The organism is Paenibacillus sp. Dod16 (assembly GCF_049893405.1).
Classification (GTDB): Bacteria; Bacillota; Bacilli; order Paenibacillales; family Paenibacillaceae; genus Paenibacillus_AQ.
On sequence record NZ_JBNDYG010000002.1, the window covers coordinates 105717 to 125343 of the forward strand.

Below are 19627 nucleotides of genomic sequence, written 5' to 3' on the forward strand. Positions count from 1 at the left end.
CTTCAACATTCTTTTGATATTTTAGAGGCTGCACTCATACCTATCAGCGTTTAAACATATGTGTTTGTGGATTTCCTGTATGGAGTGTTCAACCCATTCTAAGGACATTGCTTCCTTTACTCAAAACTGCCAGTATATTTCGCGAACTCCTTAACGAAAGGTATTTGCTCCCATCTATGTTACCACACATAAGGGATAATTCTGTATTTTACCCGCTCCTTATAATCCTGATATTCTTTCCCAAACTTATCAATAAGATAGTCCTCTTCCCTCAGACGAATCAATCGATAAAAGGGAACACCCATTGCACAAAGAGCGATAGGCAGTAGCCAAGGAGAGATTAGCATAAAGACGAAACCTTCAAAGAAAAACATACTATAGATCGGGTGTCTCACGAATCGGTACATACCTTTTATAATAAGACTACCGTTTTCTTTGGGTTTTTCGGAATCTGTCCAGTTTTTTGAAAGTATACAAATACTGAGGTAATGGATAAGATATATTAAATTCAAAGAAATCAGTAATCCCAAAAGAATATGAGAATTAAACCAAAATAGTACCGGTTTGATCCAAAAGATAACACAATAAAACAGAATAAGTAGAAGTAAGAGAACGAAGTCACTCCACTTGGCCGTAGATCGCTGTGAAATTTTTTTGAGTCCGATCAATGTGATGAGAATGAGAATTGATAACGAAAGAATTGCTATAAAACTATTTTCGTTGAGCATAGAAGATCACCTATCCTTTCAATTTTTGTTTTTTGATTGTATACATATAAAACTGATATATTCATTGTTAGAGCTGTATGATATATTGTCGGCTGTGCTATTCGTATTCATTAACACATGTAAAACCCGCTTCCTCATAAACGGAGCGGGTCATAATGTTATTTCCTAATTATTCGTAGTCTCAAAGGGATCCTTCAGTAACAACGTACCCATCTGGGAAGTATTCATTGAACACAGCAATTCGAACTGCTGTGCCATGGTCGAACCCCATATGATACTCTGCTTTTTCGAAATCCTCCCAGTAATCAATACTGCCCTCGTGATGGCTTAGTCCGAATCTCATGCCATCATATGCATCCGTAAAGCCGAACATATACGGCTTACTGACATCGAGTGCCTTACATACTCTATCACTACCAAAATACTCACAAACATTAAGCACTTGCTTAAGGGTTGGGAATGTTTCTGATTGTTCGTATAAGGCCAGCGCAGACATCGCGCAGCCACAATTTTTTTCTATGCTCCCCCATCCCTCAAAACCTGGCTTTACTACTCCAGATTTATAAGCAGTCATAACGCGAGATACGGTAATATTATTCATTGTTCATTCTCCTTATTTATAATTTTGATGATGCTATATTCTGTATTTCATGTTTTGATGTAGCGATTTGATGAGATACTGCACTCACCTTTGGATTCCATGCAGATTCATAATATTAATAATTAGCATTCTCCAATTTATTTGTGTAAAACAGGAATCTTTCGTGGCATTGTTTGCAGATATTTACGTGAATAAATGGCTCTTCGTCTTCAACATCTTTTCCGCAACTTATACAACTTCTGTCTTCGCATTTTCTGAAATCATAACACCCAGACTTTGTACTAAAAGCTATTTCAACGCCTTGTGTTTTATATGACCATTCTCTAAAATCATTTGGGTGCAGCTCTCTTGCAATTTCTTTTAAATCATCGCTTAATTCATCGTATCTTCTCATTCTTTATTCCTCCAGTATTATAGTTGCCTTTGACCTTCCTTCAGAGTTCTGCAAAAAAGCTTATCTATTCTAGATTTAATTCCTGATTCTCTCCTTTCTTGATGATATGATTGGGTTGTGACGAACGCAAAAAGAAGCGTTCTTCCCTACAAACGATCATTCAAATAGGCGGGTATCTGCCTAAGGGAGAGATCATTCGCTCGGAAGAGCGCTTCTTAATAGAAAGACTCTTGAGGCGCATGCCAGAGTCAACATAAACATCAGTTAGATAAATACATCCTATCATAGTCAAATGAAATCATTCAATATCTTGATAATTTAATTTATAATTTGAACTCCAAGTTCTTAAACTTACTTCTTTTGGGATCTCTTCACTGTTACCAAAGAAAGTGCAACAATAAACACCCAAGTAAGGAATAGTGCTGCCAGGATGGTGCTTATGGTTCTAACCGGTTCCGAAAATGCGCCCTTACTAATAAAGACGTAAATCAGCCCGAATGCAATGATACGAATCAAAGTCATAGTTACTTTATTATTTTTATGAAACAATGTATGTACTAGAGAGATCCGTTCCTCCGTTTCCTTACACTCTTTCAATAATTAAAATATCTCGAATATAAGTAGAACAAAAGCAGTTGCGGATGAAAAAAGTAAAGCATTATCATAAATCTCAAGCATAAAGATGATACCTCCCCCTCATATCGATCACATTTATTTCCGATATTTCAACTGGACTCGGTTACATTCCTGAATGATCTTGCATCGCTGATTTTCGTTGATATGAATAAATTTAGCTGAGATGCGTTCATCCTCGATCCGGACGATCTTGCCAAAGAAAGTAACAGGCTGCCTATCGATATAAAGAATTCCTTTGATTCGATCGTTGATTCGATATTCTTTTTCCTGGTCAGAGATGAAAGAAATTCCGCCACCGCTAAGATCATTGGTAGGATGATTGAGAAAGATTTCATCATTTGTTGATATGGATACCACCGAATGATATGGGACTCGGAAAAATTCGCGTTTTTGCTGCATGTTGGTTCTTGTTCGATTTATCTGTGTCATATGTCTCCACCTTTTTTTATCACTGTTTATAACGGATTCCATAACGAATATGTTAGAGCTAATTTGATTAGCCCATTTCAATTTTTGTATTTCAGCCCAACCAATTTCACCATTGAACCGAGAATATTTGAGGGCCCATTACAGACTATAATGCCAATGCGATTATCATCAAAACACCTAATAGAATGTAACCAACAAATCCAAGGGTTTCATTTGGAAATTCTAGCTTCAGAATTTACTGCAATTTGATAATCTATAAATTCTTTAGTCAAAATTTCATCTAGAAAACACTCTAAAGCAAAATAAGCATCTATCATATCGATCTCTGTTTCAAAATTAAAACCCATGACACGACGAAAACGACTATAGATTGAATATTCAATTCCTTTAATTATTTTTGTATTATTTAAACCTGCTTTCCAATGGATTGATTCTCTCTTAAATAGTTTTTTGTTTCTTTCTTTAAAAATATATATAGAATTGTGTTGAAATTTAGTGTATAAGCGCGTGTAAAACCCTTTTGGTTCCTCAGAAATCTTTACTGTTAAAATATAGGGAACAGGCAAAGCTGGTTGAACACGTTTTTCAATTGAAAATAATCCGTAATTGTTCATAATAAAAATATCCTCTCTTTAGCCAACGTTCAAACCTACATTGCTTTCGTAGCATCAACATATCTTATCTAACTTATAGAAAATAGCAGCTAGTATGATTGAAGCCATGCTTATAAAAATACATTTTACAATTACTTTATGTTATAAAATCAATTTGATTTTGATAAACCGTTGTACCTGGTTGATTCCCTTTCCTCGATCTTTTACTAATTTCGGAGATAAGCGACCCCATGCTTTGACTAGGTGGGAAGACATACATAAGAGGTTTAGAAGTTTTAAGATCCTTGTATCTCTTCCGGAAAGCATATTTCTTCCGATACTTTAAGTAATCATCCCATGCCTGTTTCCTTTCTTCATCGGTCATGGTTATTAAGTTAAATTCATCCACATAAATCGTAATGTACTTTTTTTCATTCTTCTTCCGCTGCCGCTTTTTCATTGGATACCAGCTCCTATTTGATGGGAATTCAAATCCTCATACTCTTTTTCTTTCTGGACAAGTTCCATGAATTCGTCGTATCTGAGATTGAGAGACGGTGTAAGAACCTTTTCGAGTTCTGTGATAAATGCATCCATTTTTCCCTCACTATTAAAATCGAAGATCAAGCCCTCTGGAGATACCAGTTCTTTCAATGCCAAGACCCTTTGATTATTTCTAATCATTTCCGCCCATGTTTGGTAGTCTCTCTCATCACCGATATAGAACGTATATTGTCGACGAGTCCAAAAAGTAAACATTTTCTCGAACAAATCTAATTGTCGGTAGGTTATACACTTATCGGATAGTACGTTCTGAAGTCGCTTATGGAACCGTTCATCACAGGTCTTTACTTGAGCCACGACTTGAAACGGTTTTAACTCCTCGGGTACAACTCTCTTTGTAAAAAGCAATTCGAAATCTCTATACGTTTGGACCAAAACAACCACTCTCCGTTCAAGATCTCTAACATAGGCTATTCATTACAATTCCATGGATCATTGCAATTGCAACATTCTATAACTGAAAGCTGAGATAATCATCTATTGAAGATGACAGATACTGCTCGACTGGCTCTCTCAAATAATGATGGGGTCTTTGCACTTTCATGTTTCATCGTTTGTTCAATTAACAAAAGTACTATAAAGTCATCTAGAGAATATTTTTCTCCGTAAGGATGTTTTCTTTTAATTTCGCTTAAGTCTTGAACAAGAGATGGATCAAGGGACAGATGTATAGAGACCGGCTCGGGTTGTTCTTCAAAAATAGGAGCGTACAGATTACGGATCGGTTCCAAGTTCATGAGATCAGAATACGATTTATTTAAAACAATCAGACTCGTTCGTTCTACCAATTCGATTTTTGACTTTAAAAATGATCTAATTTCCTCCTGGTTTGAATTTACAAGTGCGTCTTCAAATGAATCCTTTAAAAAGGATAAGTCTTGGAGCAGAATTGCTTCTTCCTCTTCATTGATATCTGGAATATTGTTAAGAATCATTCTGAGCTCGTTAATTTTTCTTGTCATTGACATACATCCTTTTGCATCAAATTCTCTTTAACCCTCTTTGATCCAACAATGTTTGAAATGCTGGATTTCCGAAAATTAACTTAGTCCACTTTGATTTTTCGTATAGGCCCTCTCTTCTAGTGCAGAGATCGTTTTTATACTCTTTTTTCGTCTTCCATAAGAACAACAGAAGCGGGTTATTACAATAAAAGCTATTGCAATAAAACAAAGGGTCTCCCGCTCCTTTAACATATCATGCATATATAGAACTGCCATTAGAGCAATTAGTATAACAACGATCCATCCCGTAATCTTCATGATCTTTGTTTCTCGTCGGATAGTTTTTTGATTTGATACCCAACGTTTGGGTAGATAGTTGTTCAAGAGATGCACCTCCTATTAGCGCTATATACTTAGTGTACACGGCTTGTGGAAAATCGAGAAAGACACCCAAAAGTTAGGACTATCAATTCGGGTATTTCTTTCTTCCCGATTAAAAAGAACATCTTTTCAGATCCGGTCGAAAACATCAGTACCAGGTTTCATCAATGTATTATTCAGATTGGAATTACGAGAAAGAACGAAATTTTATCTTTGCTCTGTACTGGAGCGGGGCACTACTGGATGAAGTGTGATCCTGATATGATAAAAAGAAAAGATGAAAAGAGGCTGGGTAGATGAGCATGTCTACGATACAAATGTTAGGTTCAATTCAAGAGGGGGAAGTTGCACGCTTAGTGAGTGAACACATCAAGATTACCGTTATCCGCAAAGGTGGGGGGTTCTTCTACAAAGAACATCCGGATTGTGAGCCGGAGAAAACGCACCTCGTTTTGAATTTTGGAACAATGGATGCGCAATGGGAAAAAGAAGAACCGGCCGAATCCGTCTATGTTGATACTGCCACGGCTCTTTCTGCGCTGCTGCATGATGTAAAACTTCGCGCCACTTATAATGACCGTTCGGTTTTTATATCGAAATTGTCGCGAATCAGTGATTTTTTAGAGCTAGCCCCCGATCTCTTACTTCAAGATATAATCAATGGAGGTGAAATGGGAAATACTCGAAGAATAGAAAAAAACCTCCACCGTTAGGTGGGGGTTCTTCATATTTCGTCAGAAGACCTCCAAAGGCTTCAGAGAGCTTGCCAATGGGATTTTCTCCATTGTTATTGTGAATTGTGGTGAATAGCTTATAACTTCATTTACTTTAATGTCTTTACCAGGTGTAATATTGAACAGAGCAAAGTTCGTATAGCTGAAGCGGTTCCTATGTACGCCTTCATACTTAACCCCATGGTATCCAATGGCACTGCAGCAGGTACCTATAAAATTTGGTAAAAGATAGGCTTGTTTTAGGATCTTAGTTTCTTCATTCTCTTCATTGAAGAAGCCCTGGAAATAGGGATCAAAAGATCCTAAATCGAATAAATGCAGCTCATCTTCAAGGATCTGAAATTCTCCAATGTCGATTACATCATCATGGGTGGGATGTATTTCATAAGGAACCGCATCCACGTTATCGCACACGTACAGCACTGGGACACCAATACAGTTATATCGACCATGTTGAGGTAATCCTGCTGGTGGTGACCACATATCTTTATCGGTAAACACATTAGAATTATCCCGCTTCCGAGTTCGGCCGCGATATAAAGTTCCGATTTCTGGTGACAGTACGTGATACTCTTTGGCCGTATAGTGTTTTTCCAATGTGCTATAAATAGCTCTTCCTGTGGGGTGTTTTAACGCGAGCATGGGATATTTACTGAGGTATTTCTTGAAATTTATCAAGTCATCTACTTCGATATTTTCTCCATATTTTGCGCTAAAATCACTGAATGTTTCATAATCATAGCCCCAGAAATCTACAACATCATTTTTCGTGTATATTTCATCACTTGGAGAGAATACGCCACCGGTAATGTCGTCAGGACGATACCCATCACGTCCACGTCCACATTTACACTCTAAATGTTTGGTCATTAACGAGTGAAGTTCTTCAGGTACATCTTGATCAAATAAATATGATTCTACGCTCATACCCTCTGGCTCTTCCATACGAGAGCTCGGGTCAAAGGGGTCATCGTTAAAAGCATGTACAAAATATGCACGTTCCTCCCCTTCACAGTAGCTGCAACCGGATATATTCTCCCCCACTTTATCAGCGATATCATTCAGGGTGGTATCGTCCACACTGAGGATGAAATACACTTCTTCCTCTTCAATGTCACGATCGCAACCTTCACAATCTAGACTCTCGATACCATCATGTGTTTGTTCATGACAGTCATCTTGCGACTCCAGGAGGTGATAACCATATTTCTTTGTAAAATCAATAACAATCTCCCCGCAGGTAGAACATAGCATAGTCTCTCTTAAGTCTCTGATCACCGTCATATCGCCCCTAATTGTTAATTTATAACCTAAAGCAAACGTTTGGATTTAACTTGGAGCGGGATCCTCTCCCCCTCTACCTCTTGTCATGTACTAGTTGTAAATCTAATATAACAAACCTTATTCTCAACTGAAATGAAAAAGTAACTATCAGAAGAGCGAAGACAAGAAATCGGATCAAATCGAATACTTTCAGCTATTTAAATGGTTATGGATAAATAAATTGATTTTACTTACCCATCGAGATGGTAAATTAATACGCTATGAACATAAAGAGATTCTTTGAGTCATAGTGTACTTGTTTGGTTACAACGAATGAGCATTGACGGCCTTTATAGCTATTTCGGAATAAAAAAGAGCCGGTATTCTTACTCCACGGGCTGCTGAAGATGTCTGTATAGTATTGTGTCTATTGACACCATGATCAGGCAGGATCATGGCCTATTACCTCCTCGGCTGTAGCGTAGCCACTGCAGCTCCGAGTATTGGGGTCAGCTCGGAGATTGAATGAAGGGCCGGTTTCTCAAAAGGACAAAGAGGATCGTGTTCCCAACAGGTGTGAGATTCTATGGTTAACTGGTTATTAGTGAAGTCGAGACGAGCGGGGGACATATTCACCTCTGTTGCAACTGTCCTTGTAACGCTTTTCTACCTGAATGTCGGTTTCTAGCTGCCAATCGTAAGGGTGGAGAACGAAGTGGGGTGCTATCAATTACGAAACCACTTAGGTAGACACGAATGCAGATCGCATGATTCGTTGGAAGACAACCTATGGATTTTTAGTGAGTGCTATGTAGATAAGCTGCAAAGGGCTCTGAGCGGAGAAATGGCTAATATTTAATGAAACTCATAACGCCGAAAGATGCGTCGGAGTAGTCGGAGCTAGGGAATGCCTAAGCACACCAGTTCTGAGGGGTTTAGGACACATAACAATAAGAAGGCAGGTGTACTAAGCACGGTCTTTACTGGACATAGATATCTAAATGCTACTGGTTGAGGTAGCCAAACAAGGCTAATCCAAGTGGCACTCCCCCGCCTATTGCGAACATAATAACTGCCATAACTGAAATTTTTAAAGCAAGTTTGGCGGTATTGTCTCCCGTGGGTTGGGTATTCTTACGCTTGCTATTAGACACCATAAAGTTCACCTCAATTATCTTAGATTTTCTTTAATTTACCATACATGTACTGCAGTAGCATTTTGCTTTACGCTTTACATTACTTGTTTCAGAATAACGATACACATTACAATAACGTAAATCGTCAAGAAAAGAACGGTTCTTATCAAGAATCTATCCACTACGTTTCCGAGTTCCATTGAGTACCCCCATGCTTAACTAGTTCAGATCCGCCACAGTATATCACAGTTATCAGAACTTCGAGAAACCAAGTCCCTTAAAACGTGACCATGCTTCAGAAGCTATAGTGAGGTGAGACCGGTGTATGTAAGATATCCTTTCTTATGATTTCGAGCATCACACATATAAAAATCATATAAGTCCATTTAAAATGTGTATAATCACGGGGTATATATCTATCAAGAGTCATTAAAATCCATATATAACACCCGCTTCAGTGGATTATTTCGGAAAAATAGTATGAGAAATAATAAAAATCGATGGTGCTACAAGTGTCCTGGCGTAGGTTATCGGTTACTAATTCAACTCCGGGAATTTGTTTTCTTGACTTGGATAGTGAAATAAAGACTCCAATAAATCACTTGTAATGAAAGAATCAGAATAATGCATAATAGAGGAATTAATTGAAGCGGGAGATTAATGAGATTAAGAATAACATAATTAAGAAAGATCCAATCAAAAAAGGTTATTAATCGTATTCAGCGGTCATAGTGTTCTCATTACGATTTGATTGAACAAAAATCAAAGTCATTTTCACAAAATGGGACCACTTTCCCTTGATCTATAATAAGCTCATAACAATCAAACAGAAAAAGCTTGATAAAGGATATGAATATGATTTAGATGAGTGGATTGATCGAACAGGATTGGCTAAATCAAAAGTAAGATGAGGTATCCTATGAAGCGGGAAAAAGACCTCCAATATTTTAATGGGGGGTCTTTTTTGTTTAGGCGGTTAATATCTTTGTTTGTGAGGTTCAACAACTATTCAACATGCTTAAGGATGTACTAGTTAAAATATTTACTATAAGAGTGCTTCCTAAGTCCTGTTCCTCGACTCAACGATCATGGGTCATCTCCCTTCCATTGAATTTTGGAACACAGCAGCTGATCGTGCTAGCAAAGATGATGGGATCTCTGGTTTATTTGATGGAGTTATTATTTCAGGATAGTAGTGATGCTTAATTATCGTTTCATGAAAAAGCCAAATACCCCCTGATTGACGGAGTAGACCATTTTCAAGATACTTTTCTAGATTACCTTTGTGAATGTCTTTTCTAATTCGACCTGGTAATAGGTTATATTTAGTTTCGGCTTCGCTTGAGGTCATAACTTGCTGGATCGTATCTTTACAGTTGTCACAAAGAGTAAAATGACTAATTAATACTGGGAGTCCCTTCTCTTTTATCCATCCGAGACATTGCGAACATCGAAAAGGTAAAGTCCCTCCTTTTACTATTCTTAAACGATTCTCATAATCCTTTATCTGAGCATCTAGACTAAATAATTGTAATGTAGCGCCAGTTAATGAACCTTTAATATCATTAAGAATTTTGTGTTGGGTCTGTAGTGAGGATAAGTGTCTTTCCATCTCTTCTACCCATGACATTTCAAGACGTGCCTTGTTTTTACCAGCATCATAATAGAGTTCTGCAAGCACATCATGTACAAGCCAGCATTTCCCTGATTTTCTGATTATCCCAGTTCCTTGAAGGGTGTGAAGTGTGTTATGAATATCTTGCTTGACGGTACCTGTTTTCAATCCATGTCTATCTTCGAATTCAGTCGTATTCATTACTTGACCAATTGTTTTAATGCATCGCTCACAGATGATATTGCGTCCGAGATTAATCGATTTCATTTCATCATCTACTGCTTGATTACACTGACTGCATTTTATAGATGTATACTTACCTTTGAGACGTTCATATCGCATTTCTGCATCCCTAATCATCGCATTGATGCTGAATAAGTGATAGGGTGCATCAGGTATCTGTTCCTTATGTGCTAATATCTCTTCTTTCTTCTTGTTTAAGATCATGACTTGTTGCTCTGAGCTATCAATTATAGACACACTAATAAGCCCCCTTTGTTTAGCTGGACGTTTACGTATTTCATTATACACGAAAACGTCATAAACCTTTATAAGTTTATGTTTCTTTTATCCCTTTTCTTAAAAGAGTGAGGGTAAAACCCTTGATGATACAGGGTTTCTAAGTGTTTTTTTCAAAATAGATAGCATTAAGTAGTTTGGAGCTTCAGCTCCTAATAATATTTTCTCCAATCAATTTATTTTCTGATATTAAAAAAGAAACTCGTCCTTCATGGACGAGTTCTTTTTTTCTTTTTTAGAGTATAGCCGAGCTTTTTGGCTGTCTCTATTGACCCTTTTGCTAAAAGCTCTAGTTCTTTTTGTGTTAGTTTAAGTTCTTTAGTACTGTGCATCTCCATACCCCTCCACGCCCTACTATATTGCTCTTATTATGCCCAGTGTGAGGTTCTAATATACTTGGACGGGCATATGTTTAAAGTAGGCACTAGGGAACGGAGTGCCTGTTATATTCGCAATTTCCGATGGGGGATGATGAGAGTGATGGGTATGAATAGTGCCAGCCGTAAAGTTAGATCAGATAAGAAACATTCTATAGCTCCATATGTACCTGATACCTATCGTGTGTGGATACACAGAATTGCGCGACACCTAGAGATTCCTGAGGGTGAAGTTGGAGTCCGCTTAATCGAATGTGCTGTTAAAAGTGAAGAATGTATTCGCTTTTTCTCTCCTTATTTCAAACGGAACTTCTCTTACGGTAATCAAGTATTCTTAGGACATGAGTACGCTGCTTTAATAGATAGCTACATTGAAATTAACGGGAAGCGGGATCGGTTTAAAGTACGAGTGAACAAGTGCTTGTATGACAAAATCTCAGAGTTTCAAATAGCGCTTGGATCATCTTTTTTATCACATGCTACGCATGCTTTATTAAGATATGGTCTGCACACTAAGGATATGGTTCACCGTGTTGCACCGAACATTAATTATGATGACCTTTTCTACAATGCACCTATACCTAGACCACATACTCAGTTATTTATTACAGACCTAGCATTCCCTAAGAAGACTAAAGAAAAGCTTGAGAAAGATAAGGTTAAGGCCATCCATATTGTACAAGAAAGTGATCGAATCTACGATCCTAAAAGGATTGACGTCACAGAGAACAATCAGAAGCGTAGTGTATGGAGTGTTTTGTGATTGAAGATCGGGGGGGGTTGTTATGTTTTTTGAATCGCTTCAAGAATGGTGGAAAGAAAATTCTAAGTACAAGGAAGTAACATATCGAATGCATAGACATAGGTATTATCAATTGCAAATGATTTGTGACGCGATTAATGAACGGATAGATGTGGATTATGAATTAACACCAGAAGTTATCACTAGCCGTGTGATGGAAACTTTTTGTGAAGAGGCATTCTCAGATAGCACAAACAGAATTGTTGCTGCAATAGTTCCGGAGCTTAAAAAAAAGAGGCGTCGTATTAAGGATGACTGACAACGCCCTTTTTTTTGGAAAATCTTATTAATTTAATTAGAACCATATGGCTTCGAAGACTGGATAGCTAAAGGTGTCTAGTCTCTTCGATACATTAAAGGGTTTCCCTTTATCTCAATGTTATTAAAACCGTCAAACCATAGATTGTTCTTAGCATCATGCACGATCAGTTTACTTAACGTCCTTCGGAGCACCATATCAACGCCTGTACCTTTGACCGTTGTCTCATCAGGGGTTATGTCATAGTAGTACAAAATAGGGATAATTTCTTTTATTTGTCCACTTCTACCTATCTCTAGTTCTTGAAGTTTCTTGTTTAAATCAATAATCCTGGCAATACCCAAGCTTTCAAGTCCTTCAAGACGTTCAAAAAGTAGGATTTGTTTAGAGCCGTCAGAATTCTCGACGATTACTATGTTAGGAGACCAACCTAAAGCATCTTCATCACTTGATAACAATTTGATGAAGCTAGGTGAACTGGAGCGGGAATCTGGAAGCCCCACGAATCCAGACTCGCGTTTCAAGTGAATTTGAATGTTGGTTTTAACCTTATTTAGATATGAATTTGAATTAACCTCAGCATCTGCAGCCCTACTAAGTGTTGAATTGTTTGTTAGTCTGAAGTTAATCAACGGCGTATACTTTTCCATTTTACTCATGAAAGCATTAAATACTGAGATCCATCTTACGGTTATATAAGTCGCTGACGAATGGAAAACAATTGACCTTGGTGTTTCATTGATTTCTGAAAAGGAGATTCCCTCAGAGATTACATCGAGGTAGTCTCGATAGGACTCAAACTTATCTGCCAATTTTTCGCCGCGTTCAGTGGACATATCGACTTCGAGCCAATAGTGATTCTTATCATTAATTTTAAATTCCCCATCAGGTCGAAAATATCTTTTTACATTCTTGCCTTGCTTCTTCGTATAAAATTCCCTTGATGCATATCGGTTATCAATGAATTCGTATTTGAAGCCTCTTAGAGCTGCGAAATTCAACATTTGCAGGTGATAGTTAAGTGAGAGGTCGTGATGTGAGAATCTATCCAGAGATGGCTTATAGAGAGTGTATTCGAAGTACCCATAATCGCATGGCCAGCCACTCGCTAGATTAGCTGAATGTTCTTCAATTCCGAAGATTGAGTATGCACAGTTGAGGCCTTCTTGAGTTAAATAATAAACGAATTTCATTGTGTGTACTGGTTTCATTAGCGCAACAAGACCCTTTTTTTGCAAACCGCTAAGTGTTTTTGCAATGTACTTTATTCTACCGGTATAAACAGATCGTTTCCCTGCATTATTTGCAAAGCCTTCTGGTGCCAGCTCGGGTTGGATCATATAAGTAACCTGCTCCGCAGTACCACTTCTAAAAATAAACAATGATGAGATTATATCAACCTCCGTTTTGCTGAAGTAGTATGCACCAATACTAGGCATAAATATCATCCCTCCGGACAGCAGCTTAAGAGCATAAAATCATGCGTACCTTCTACTGTATTTATTCACGTCTTCGTTAAATGTCATTCGTGTCATGAAAAAGTTAACAAATTCTAAACGAGACATCAAGTAACAAGAGAATTCATTAAATACATTCATATGGAATGCGTAGTAGATTAGAAAGAAGAATGATTTGTGGAATGTCTCCCTTTGATTCCACTTATTGTTCCACTATAAATTCCACTAATTAGCTTTCTTTCTCTTGCTGCGTTCTATTTATGAAACTGACTTGCTTTTCATTATTTGATTTGTCAAGAAACCCTTTAGTTACTATAAATGCACCTGCTAATGAACTCGAATGACTTCAGAACAGACATATAAAAAATATGAATCCAGAGTATCAATTAAGTTAATTTAAGTTAAATCAATTAAGTTAACTTAATTGATTATTGAGATGGAGGATGCTTGTAAATACCTTTCTAAACTGACTACTCATCGTATAGATTTCTTCTTTATGATCAAAGGTGGGATCTATGGAACATCCACGCAACATACCTAATATCGCTAATAATGAGTTCTCAGGGTTAGCTAGCTAATATTCGACTGACCCAAATTCGTGCCCTTGGCAAATTGGAAAAATACTCTGTCTGAGGAACGATATCAATGCCGCTTTGAACATTCTGAGTAATATCTTATTTTTGTGATTGGGATTCAAAGAAAGAGTTTATATGCTTTATTCATTAATGTGACGATATTAAAGTTTCATTTGTTAACTCCTCTTTCAATTACGATGCATACATTACGTTTATGCTGTAGTCGTTTTTAGGAGTTCTCTCCTCTCTTCGCATAATTCGTTAAGGATAATTATTAAATGGCGTTTTATGATTCATTCCAATTTCTCCTTTGTCCAAGAATGTAAAATGCACCCTCTCGAAATCATCGGAAGGATATACCCAATGTGTTCAAGGGGTGCACATCTTAAAAGATAAGTGCTCCAATATAAAATACTGATTTGATCTATAAGAATTTAAGGAAATATCATAAATTTTTCTGACCCACCTTTTAATTTAGTTGTACCTATTTAGGAGGGGCTTTTCTCTAGGATCCATGATCCTTTAATTTTATACAAAACAAAAGACCTGATTTATATCAGGTCCTTTGTTCATCAAGTACTATGATTTAAGTTTTGTTTTATTTGCCCTTTCCATCGCTTTTCTTAAGACATCATTAACTACCGGTTCTTTAACGACATCCTTCGAATTAACTGAAGAATTTTTATCTTCAACAGCTTTCATTTGCGAATGTTCAAAATCATCCTTTTCTTTAACTTGAGATGTTGATGAACTGTGGGCGTTTTGGTTTAGTTCCATTGAGTTTACGGTTTGTATTAGTGGTTTTTTTAAATTAGAGGTGCTATCATCCTCATCGATTATTATCAACCCTTGCTCATTTGTTTCAAAAAGATCCTTGAATTTTTGGGTTTTCTTAATCTTTTGATACTCAACTGCCTCTTTCAGCATAATTTCAGTAAATTTGTTTTGACTTAGATTGCTTAGTGCTAAAATTCGGTTTAACTCATCAATGAAATCCACTTCACCGGCATCAGGTATACGCGAGGGAGTGAAGGTGAAGCCAACCCCCCTCTTAAATTCCTTTGCTTTTTCTTTCATATTTAAACCGCCTGCAGGGCGTCTTACCTCCCTCCACTTTGTGTATAGAGTTCAATTTTATAGAGAGGCAACAAGGTTTTGAATATAGGAACTAATCAAATACGCTCTGCTTGTAAAATACTGAGCTTCAGGCCGGACTTCTAAATCAGGTAATTTAAAGAATTCAATGTTTCTAAAATAGTAATAAGCAAAGAGCAAACCACCGCCCACTAAGAAAAAGTTATTTACATTTGGTGCTTTTGTAAGAGCGAATAAATTTAGTTGCTTTACAACTTCGTCGTAGTAAGACTTCATGTGCTTTAACACGATTTCTGTAACAATAACATTTCTTTTACTAGCCCAGGAAACCTTGAATGTAGGCTGATACTTATTTGTTTTATCTGCTAGCATTGTAGCTATTTCAGGAAAAACCACTTGCCGTAAAAATTGCTCGCGGTTTGTATAAGGAGAAGTGACATCCATATTGTTTTCCTTGAGGAAATCCCGAGCCTCTTTGAATTCATCTATTTCATTGATTTCATTTATCATTTCATCGATATATTTATTTGTCCCAAGATCATAATTCGTACTATTAATACCATTAAGCCCATCGCCTTCAAACAGTGCTACATCAGTGGTGCCGGCTCCCAAATCACCAATACAGTAGTCTTCATCATCAAAGATCTTAGCACTAGGCAGTTCTATTAATTTGTTCTCAATGATGTTGTTTGTGAGTGCAAGTGATGTAGTAGCGCCCTCTATATTAACAATCCCGCCAGTAATATTGATAGTAATAACTTTTCCATTATAAATACCATCTAAGAACTCGATCACATGCTCACCGCTTATACGTTCAAGAAATGTCGATTCACCTACGATTTTAAACTCCTCAATAGGAAGGCCGCCAGAGTAGAAATGATCAATTCGTTCTTTGTTCATTGAAGCTGCAATAATTGCTAATGCGGTCAGTTGAGTAACAATGTGAAGTTCACTGGATGATTTAAAAGCACCATCGGGTTGAACCATACCCTTCTTATCTCTTGCATAATCCCCTACATAATAATAGGTTCCGGAAAGAGCTTTTGATTGTATGTATACATGTAAACGGTCTGTGATCGAAAGATCTTTTGACTCTTTACGGAGTGGGTCACCCACTGAATTCCCCGGAGCCATTAGTGTAGGAAAAGAAATGCTGACAACATTCCCTGTCTCATCAATATAAGAAGTTTTTTGCCGAGTATTTCCTGCGTCCGATCCTGCTTGCAGCATAGATGTCTTTTTTTCCATAGAATTACCCTCCAAATTTATGATTTTTACAGTTAAGTTAACTCAACTGAGTTAACTTAACTTAAATTAACTGATTTAACTTAATTGGATTATATCACATGAATGAGGGAAAGAAAAGGAATTTTGCGAAAGATTATATAGCCTATACGAAAAATATATACTATATGTAACAAACTATCCTTTACATAATATATCCTATAGGAGGTATATAGTTTATATGAAGCAAACCGAAGATTTACTATATATAGACTATAGGGGTTTTGCAACCTATAAGTGTTATAGATGAGGACTGATAAATGTAGACTATATTGATTATCTAACTTATATCGCGAGGAAGTATAGAATATAAGATATAGTGGACCATCAAATCTATTATTCTATCTATATTCTATACCAAAGTAATATATTCCTACATTAAATAAACTCTGTATATATATATTCTATAGAAGTTTATATGCAGAGTTTATATTTGTGTTTGAGACTTATAATATATACTATACCGATTATATAGGATATCTATAAGAGTAGGAATTAGTACGTTGCATACCTATAACTAATATATTTGTAGAATCTAAAACCTGTATAGAATCTATTAACTTGAATATTTATAGGCTATAATATAGATAGAGGTTTTTGGTAAACTATCGTAAACCAAATTATAGTCTATATCACTAATATAAAACTGATATTTGAGGAGAGGAGATGGAATCAAAGTGGAAGAAGAACAACTACCACAGATGTGGACCCTTGGGAAAGCACAAGAGTATTTGAAAGAGGAGAAAGGAATAGAAATACCGGTTGTCACTTTAAGATCTTGGTTTAATGAACTAGAGAAGCAAAAAGTTCACACTCTACCCAGAACAAAAGGGAAGAGAGAGAGAGTATTATCACAACTCGAAATCAATATAGCAATATTTATATATGAGGTAAGAGAAAAATACGGAAAAAAGATACCTAATGAGATTATTGCCGAGTATGTAAGAGAAAAATTTCCTGAAGTCACATACTTTGAGGATGAAAATTCCGCAGATTCAAATACTATGGATATACTCCAAGCTGAAGAACGCATTTTACGAGCTATGGGTGATCTTTTAAATGAAAAAATGGACCAGATGAGAAATGAGATTCGTCAGGAATATGAAGAAAAGGAACGGCTAGCAAGGCTCGCATTACCTGACCCTGCAGAAAAAGAAGCTCAAGAGAGAGTGGCTATTAGAACAATACAATTAAATATTAGAGATACTGAAAGGAAAATAACCCGTGAACTTAAAAATGAGGCAGAAGAAAAATGGAATGCTAATCCTATAAAAACAGGCATTATAATAAAAAAAGAAGATACTGCAAAGAAATTAGAATTCATTAATAATTATATCAATGATCATATAGATGAACGAATGAAAGCAGCGTTCGAAGATAACTAAACTAAAAGACTAAAAGATGTTTGACACTTCATTTAGAATGTACTAGGATTGTTTTGTGACAAAGTGTTTAAATAAAAACTCCATATATCTTTTCAAAAGCGAAGCACGCTAATCAAACCCTACATAGGGTTGGTTAGCGTGTTTTTTTGTGTCTCTAAAATATCGACTAAGGAGGTGTATGTTGATGATTGTTGAAAGCCCAGCTGAAAAACTAAAAATCATCAGACTAAGAAAAGGCTGGACCCAAGAGGATCTTGTTGGGGAGATTAAAAAAAGGAATGATAAACTCCGAGTTTACCAGGTAATGATCTCTAGATATGAAAAAAGCAAAGAAGAGCCACACCCGGAAATAAAAAAAGCAATTAATGAAGTACTTGGGGAAAGCATTTGGGAGGTTGGTGAATTGTGACGCCGAGTGATACCCGAAGGATAATTATAGCGACTCAAAACACGGATTTTGGTTCAAAGCTCAAGAAGTTTATTGAGTCTAAAGGCTTTAAAGTAATTGAATCGGTCGTTGTGGCTGAGCATTTAATCGAAACAATAGAGGAAGCTTATGAAAATGACGAACCGGTATTTGGACTGATTGTAATTACTGACCTTGCATACAAGTTAAATGATAAACGCCTGGAATACCTTTCTGATGTTCTTCTGTCCATTCGAACTAGGCACAGTGAGATAAGGACAGTAGTTCTTTCAAACGAATCTGAGGGACATCCATTACTTGCAGAACTTGTGAACATGGGGATTTACAACATTTTTGTAAGATCAGCAACAAATAGCACGATTAGCATTGTTGACATCATGAATTGCTTTGAAAAATCAAAAGAATTTGCAGAAGTGGCAAAATATCGGGAGTACAGCAAGGATATCGCCTGGCGCAAAATTGATAATGGTGGGAACGAAATTTCAGTAAAGACAGAAAGAAGAACGATATCGACAAATAAAAAAGAACGAGGATTAAAGGGAGAGGATCAGGAGAAATCAGGAGTAAATCAGAATGATGAGATTGTAGAGCATATAACAAGTACAAAAGATGATAGAAAAGTAGAACGACCTCTTATAATTGATGATTCAATTGAAGACTTCACACTACCGTTTCCCACAGTTAAGGAAAAAATCATAATAAGGAACAGAGTATTTGGTTCTGTAGTAATCGCTGTCTTGGGCGCACAGATACGTACCGGAACAACGCACAGTGCAATATCACTTTCATACTTCTTATCAAGAAAAGGTAACAAGGTTGCAATAGTAGAGTGCAATGAAAGCAGTGACTTTAAATATGTTGAACTGGCATATGAAGGAATAAAAGATATTAGTCGCACTCTAAACACAAAAAAATTTGACATTGATGGAGTTGATTTTTACAAATCTGATAATACGGATCTAAATCTAATTTCACTTCTTTCATCAGAGTACAACTTTGTTGTTCTTGATCTAGGGGGATATGAAGAAACCTCATATTTTGAAGAATTTTTGAGATCAGATATACAAATAGTTGTAGCTTGTGGAAGTGAGTGGAAACAGCGTCATTTAAAAGAGTTTCTATCAGCAACAGATTCTTTTGATCATCAAACAAAATGGAACATAGTAATCCCTTTGATTGATGCACAAACCAGATCGGATATTGAAAGTGACCTATCTAGGGAGAAAGTTTTTGCATTGCCGTATCATCCGGACCCATTCAGAAAGAATGACATTTCTGATGAAATGTTTGAACAAATACTTAGTTTGGCCCCGGTTTCATTGAGTAAGAACCGAAACAGAAAACATCTAAAATATGGATTTGTTATTTCTTTATTAATTGTAATATTCATAGCTTTTCTATTTTTAAGGAATTGAGAGGGGATAAATAC

20 protein-coding genes are annotated in these 19627 nt (G+C 36.6%); 6 read left to right on the forward strand and 14 right to left on the reverse strand.

The features are described 5' to 3' along the window. Positions 1–179 precede the first annotated feature (179 nt). From ACPV3A_RS01870 to ACPV3A_RS01905, 8 genes are all read right to left on the reverse strand, one after another. Positions 180–728 carry a methyltransferase family protein gene (locus ACPV3A_RS01870; RefSeq protein WP_063477544.1) on the reverse strand — a complete coding sequence of 183 codons (549 nt, stop codon included), beginning with the start codon at positions 726–728 and terminating at the stop codon, positions 180–182. 181 nt (positions 729–909) lie between these two features. Further along, entirely contained in the window at positions 910–1329 is a 420-nt protein-coding gene (locus ACPV3A_RS01875; protein WP_063477545.1) for a hypothetical protein, read from the reverse strand. A 115-nt stretch (positions 1330–1444) separates the two neighbouring features. After that, complete coding sequence (locus tag ACPV3A_RS01880) at positions 1445–1723, reverse strand: hypothetical protein (RefSeq protein WP_063477546.1); 279 nt, start codon at positions 1721–1723, stop codon at positions 1445–1447. Between the two features lie 711 nt (positions 1724–2434). After that, entirely contained in the window at positions 2435–2830 is a 396-nt protein-coding gene (locus tag ACPV3A_RS01885) for a PilZ domain-containing protein (RefSeq protein ID WP_082834235.1), read from the reverse strand. A gap of 167 nt (positions 2831–2997) precedes the next feature. Further along, on the reverse strand, positions 2998–3402 hold the full coding sequence (locus ACPV3A_RS01890) for a hypothetical protein (RefSeq protein WP_063477548.1): 405 nt from the start codon (positions 3400–3402) through the stop codon (positions 2998–3000). 136 nt (positions 3403–3538) lie between these two features. After that, the gene (locus ACPV3A_RS01895) at positions 3539–3841 is read right to left on the reverse strand and encodes a hypothetical protein (RefSeq protein WP_063477549.1); all 303 of its coding nucleotides are present in this window, start codon (positions 3839–3841) and stop codon (positions 3539–3541) included. Beyond that, positions 3838–4320, reverse strand: a complete 483-nt coding sequence (locus ACPV3A_RS01900) for a hypothetical protein (RefSeq protein WP_063477550.1) — start codon at positions 4318–4320, stop codon at positions 3838–3840. Before ACPV3A_RS01900 ends, ACPV3A_RS01895 begins: the two co-directional genes overlap by 4 nt. Positions 4321–4418: 98 nt before the next feature. Continuing rightward, positions 4419–4907 (reverse strand): hypothetical protein, encoded by a 489-nt coding sequence (locus ACPV3A_RS01905; protein ID WP_063477551.1) that lies wholly within the window; start codon positions 4905–4907, stop codon positions 4419–4421. A gap of 659 nt (positions 4908–5566) precedes the next feature. Between ACPV3A_RS01905 and ACPV3A_RS01910 the strand changes: the two genes are divergently transcribed. Further along, positions 5567–5983 (forward strand): hypothetical protein, encoded by a 417-nt coding sequence (locus tag ACPV3A_RS01910; RefSeq protein ID WP_063477553.1) that lies wholly within the window; start codon positions 5567–5569, stop codon positions 5981–5983. 21 nt (positions 5984–6004) lie between these two features. On the opposite strand, the gene ACPV3A_RS01915 is transcribed toward ACPV3A_RS01910, so the two are convergent. From ACPV3A_RS01915 to ACPV3A_RS01925, 3 genes are all read right to left on the reverse strand, one after another. Then, positions 6005–7288: an RES domain-containing protein gene (locus ACPV3A_RS01915; protein WP_063477554.1), complete on the reverse strand. Its 1284-nt coding sequence runs from the start codon at positions 7286–7288 to the stop codon at positions 6005–6007. Between the two features lie 2208 nt (positions 7289–9496). Then, entirely contained in the window at positions 9497–10498 is a 1002-nt protein-coding gene (locus ACPV3A_RS01920; RefSeq protein ID WP_063477555.1) for a hypothetical protein, read from the reverse strand. Positions 10499–10746: 248 nt separating this feature from the next. Beyond that, on the reverse strand, positions 10747–10869 hold the full coding sequence (locus ACPV3A_RS01925) for a hypothetical protein (protein ID WP_255308655.1): 123 nt from the start codon (positions 10867–10869) through the stop codon (positions 10747–10749). Between the two features lie 148 nt (positions 10870–11017). On the opposite strand from ACPV3A_RS01925, the gene ACPV3A_RS01930 reads away from it, so the two are divergent. Continuing rightward, on the forward strand, positions 11018–11677 hold the full coding sequence (locus ACPV3A_RS01930; RefSeq protein ID WP_063477556.1) for a hypothetical protein: 660 nt from the start codon (positions 11018–11020) through the stop codon (positions 11675–11677). 22 nt (positions 11678–11699) lie between these two features. Further along, a complete protein-coding gene (locus ACPV3A_RS01935) occupies positions 11700–11975 on the forward strand; it encodes a hypothetical protein (protein ID WP_063477557.1) in 276 nt (91 codons plus the stop codon). Between the two features lie 77 nt (positions 11976–12052). Here ACPV3A_RS01935 and ACPV3A_RS01940 read toward each other — a convergent pair whose 3' ends face one another. The 3 genes from ACPV3A_RS01940 to ACPV3A_RS01950 all read right to left on the reverse strand — a co-directional run bounded on the left by ACPV3A_RS01940 (position 12053) and on the right by ACPV3A_RS01950 (position 16350). After that, entirely contained in the window at positions 12053–13414 is a 1362-nt protein-coding gene (locus tag ACPV3A_RS01940; protein ID WP_063477558.1) for a replication-relaxation family protein, read from the reverse strand. Between the two features lie 1172 nt (positions 13415–14586). Further along, positions 14587–15084: a hypothetical protein gene (locus ACPV3A_RS01945; protein ID WP_063477559.1), complete on the reverse strand. Its 498-nt coding sequence runs from the start codon at positions 15082–15084 to the stop codon at positions 14587–14589. 57 nt (positions 15085–15141) lie between these two features. After that, positions 15142–16350 (reverse strand): ParM/StbA family protein, encoded by a 1209-nt coding sequence (locus ACPV3A_RS01950; protein WP_063477560.1) that lies wholly within the window; start codon positions 16348–16350, stop codon positions 15142–15144. A 713-nt stretch (positions 16351–17063) separates the two neighbouring features. Between ACPV3A_RS01950 and ACPV3A_RS01955 the strand changes: the two genes are divergently transcribed. From ACPV3A_RS01955 to ACPV3A_RS01965, 3 genes are all read left to right on the forward strand, one after another. Continuing rightward, complete coding sequence (locus ACPV3A_RS01955; protein ID WP_127502912.1) at positions 17064–17771, forward strand: translation initiation factor IF-2; 708 nt, start codon at positions 17064–17066, stop codon at positions 17769–17771. Positions 17772–17955: 184 nt separating this feature from the next. Further along, on the forward strand, positions 17956–18180 hold the full coding sequence (locus ACPV3A_RS01960; protein ID WP_063477562.1) for a helix-turn-helix domain-containing protein: 225 nt from the start codon (positions 17956–17958) through the stop codon (positions 18178–18180). Beyond that, positions 18177–19613: a hypothetical protein gene (locus ACPV3A_RS01965; RefSeq protein WP_063477563.1), complete on the forward strand. Its 1437-nt coding sequence runs from the start codon at positions 18177–18179 to the stop codon at positions 19611–19613. The genes ACPV3A_RS01960 and ACPV3A_RS01965 overlap by 4 nt, the downstream gene beginning before the upstream one ends. Positions 19614–19627 lie beyond the last annotated feature (14 nt).

Bases quoted from the DNA above. Each gene is read 5' to 3' on its own strand.
- ACPV3A_RS01930 (WP_063477556.1), top strand. From the start codon at position 11,018: ATGGGTATGAATAGTGCCAGCCGTAAAGTTAGATCAGATAAGAAACAT.
- ACPV3A_RS01935 (WP_063477557.1), top strand. From the start codon at position 11,700: ATGTTTTTTGAATCGCTTCAAGAATGGTGGAAAGAAAATTCTAAGTAC.
- ACPV3A_RS01875 (WP_063477545.1), bottom strand. From the start codon at position 1,329: ATGAATAATATTACCGTATCTCGCGTTATGACTGCTTATAAATCTGGA.
- ACPV3A_RS01870 (WP_063477544.1), bottom strand. From the start codon at position 728: ATGCTCAACGAAAATAGTTTTATAGCAATTCTTTCGTTATCAATTCTC.
- ACPV3A_RS01890 (WP_063477548.1), bottom strand. From the start codon at position 3,402: ATGAACAATTACGGATTATTTTCAATTGAAAAACGTGTTCAACCAGCT.
- ACPV3A_RS01905 (WP_063477551.1), bottom strand. From the start codon at position 4,907: ATGACAAGAAAAATTAACGAGCTCAGAATGATTCTTAACAATATTCCA.
- ACPV3A_RS01925 (WP_255308655.1), bottom strand. From the start codon at position 10,869: ATGCACAGTACTAAAGAACTTAAACTAACACAAAAAGAACTAGAGCTT.
- ACPV3A_RS01885 (WP_082834235.1), bottom strand. From the start codon at position 2,830: ATGGAATCCGTTATAAACAGTGATAAAAAAAGGTGGAGACATATGACA.
- ACPV3A_RS01895 (WP_063477549.1), bottom strand. From the start codon at position 3,841: ATGAAAAAGCGGCAGCGGAAGAAGAATGAAAAAAAGTACATTACGATT.
- ACPV3A_RS01950 (WP_063477560.1), bottom strand. From the start codon at position 16,350: ATGGAAAAAAAGACATCTATGCTGCAAGCAGGATCGGACGCAGGAAAT.
- ACPV3A_RS01910 (WP_063477553.1), top strand. From the start codon at position 5,567: ATGAGCATGTCTACGATACAAATGTTAGGTTCAATTCAAGAGGGGGAA.
- ACPV3A_RS01880 (WP_063477546.1), bottom strand. From the start codon at position 1,723: ATGAGAAGATACGATGAATTAAGCGATGATTTAAAAGAAATTGCAAGA.
- ACPV3A_RS01915 (WP_063477554.1), bottom strand. From the start codon at position 7,288: ATGACGGTGATCAGAGACTTAAGAGAGACTATGCTATGTTCTACCTGC.
- ACPV3A_RS01960 (WP_063477562.1), top strand. From the start codon at position 17,956: ATGATTGTTGAAAGCCCAGCTGAAAAACTAAAAATCATCAGACTAAGA.
- ACPV3A_RS01940 (WP_063477558.1), bottom strand. From the start codon at position 13,414: ATGCCTAGTATTGGTGCATACTACTTCAGCAAAACGGAGGTTGATATA.
- ACPV3A_RS01945 (WP_063477559.1), bottom strand. From the start codon at position 15,084: ATGAAAGAAAAAGCAAAGGAATTTAAGAGGGGGGTTGGCTTCACCTTC.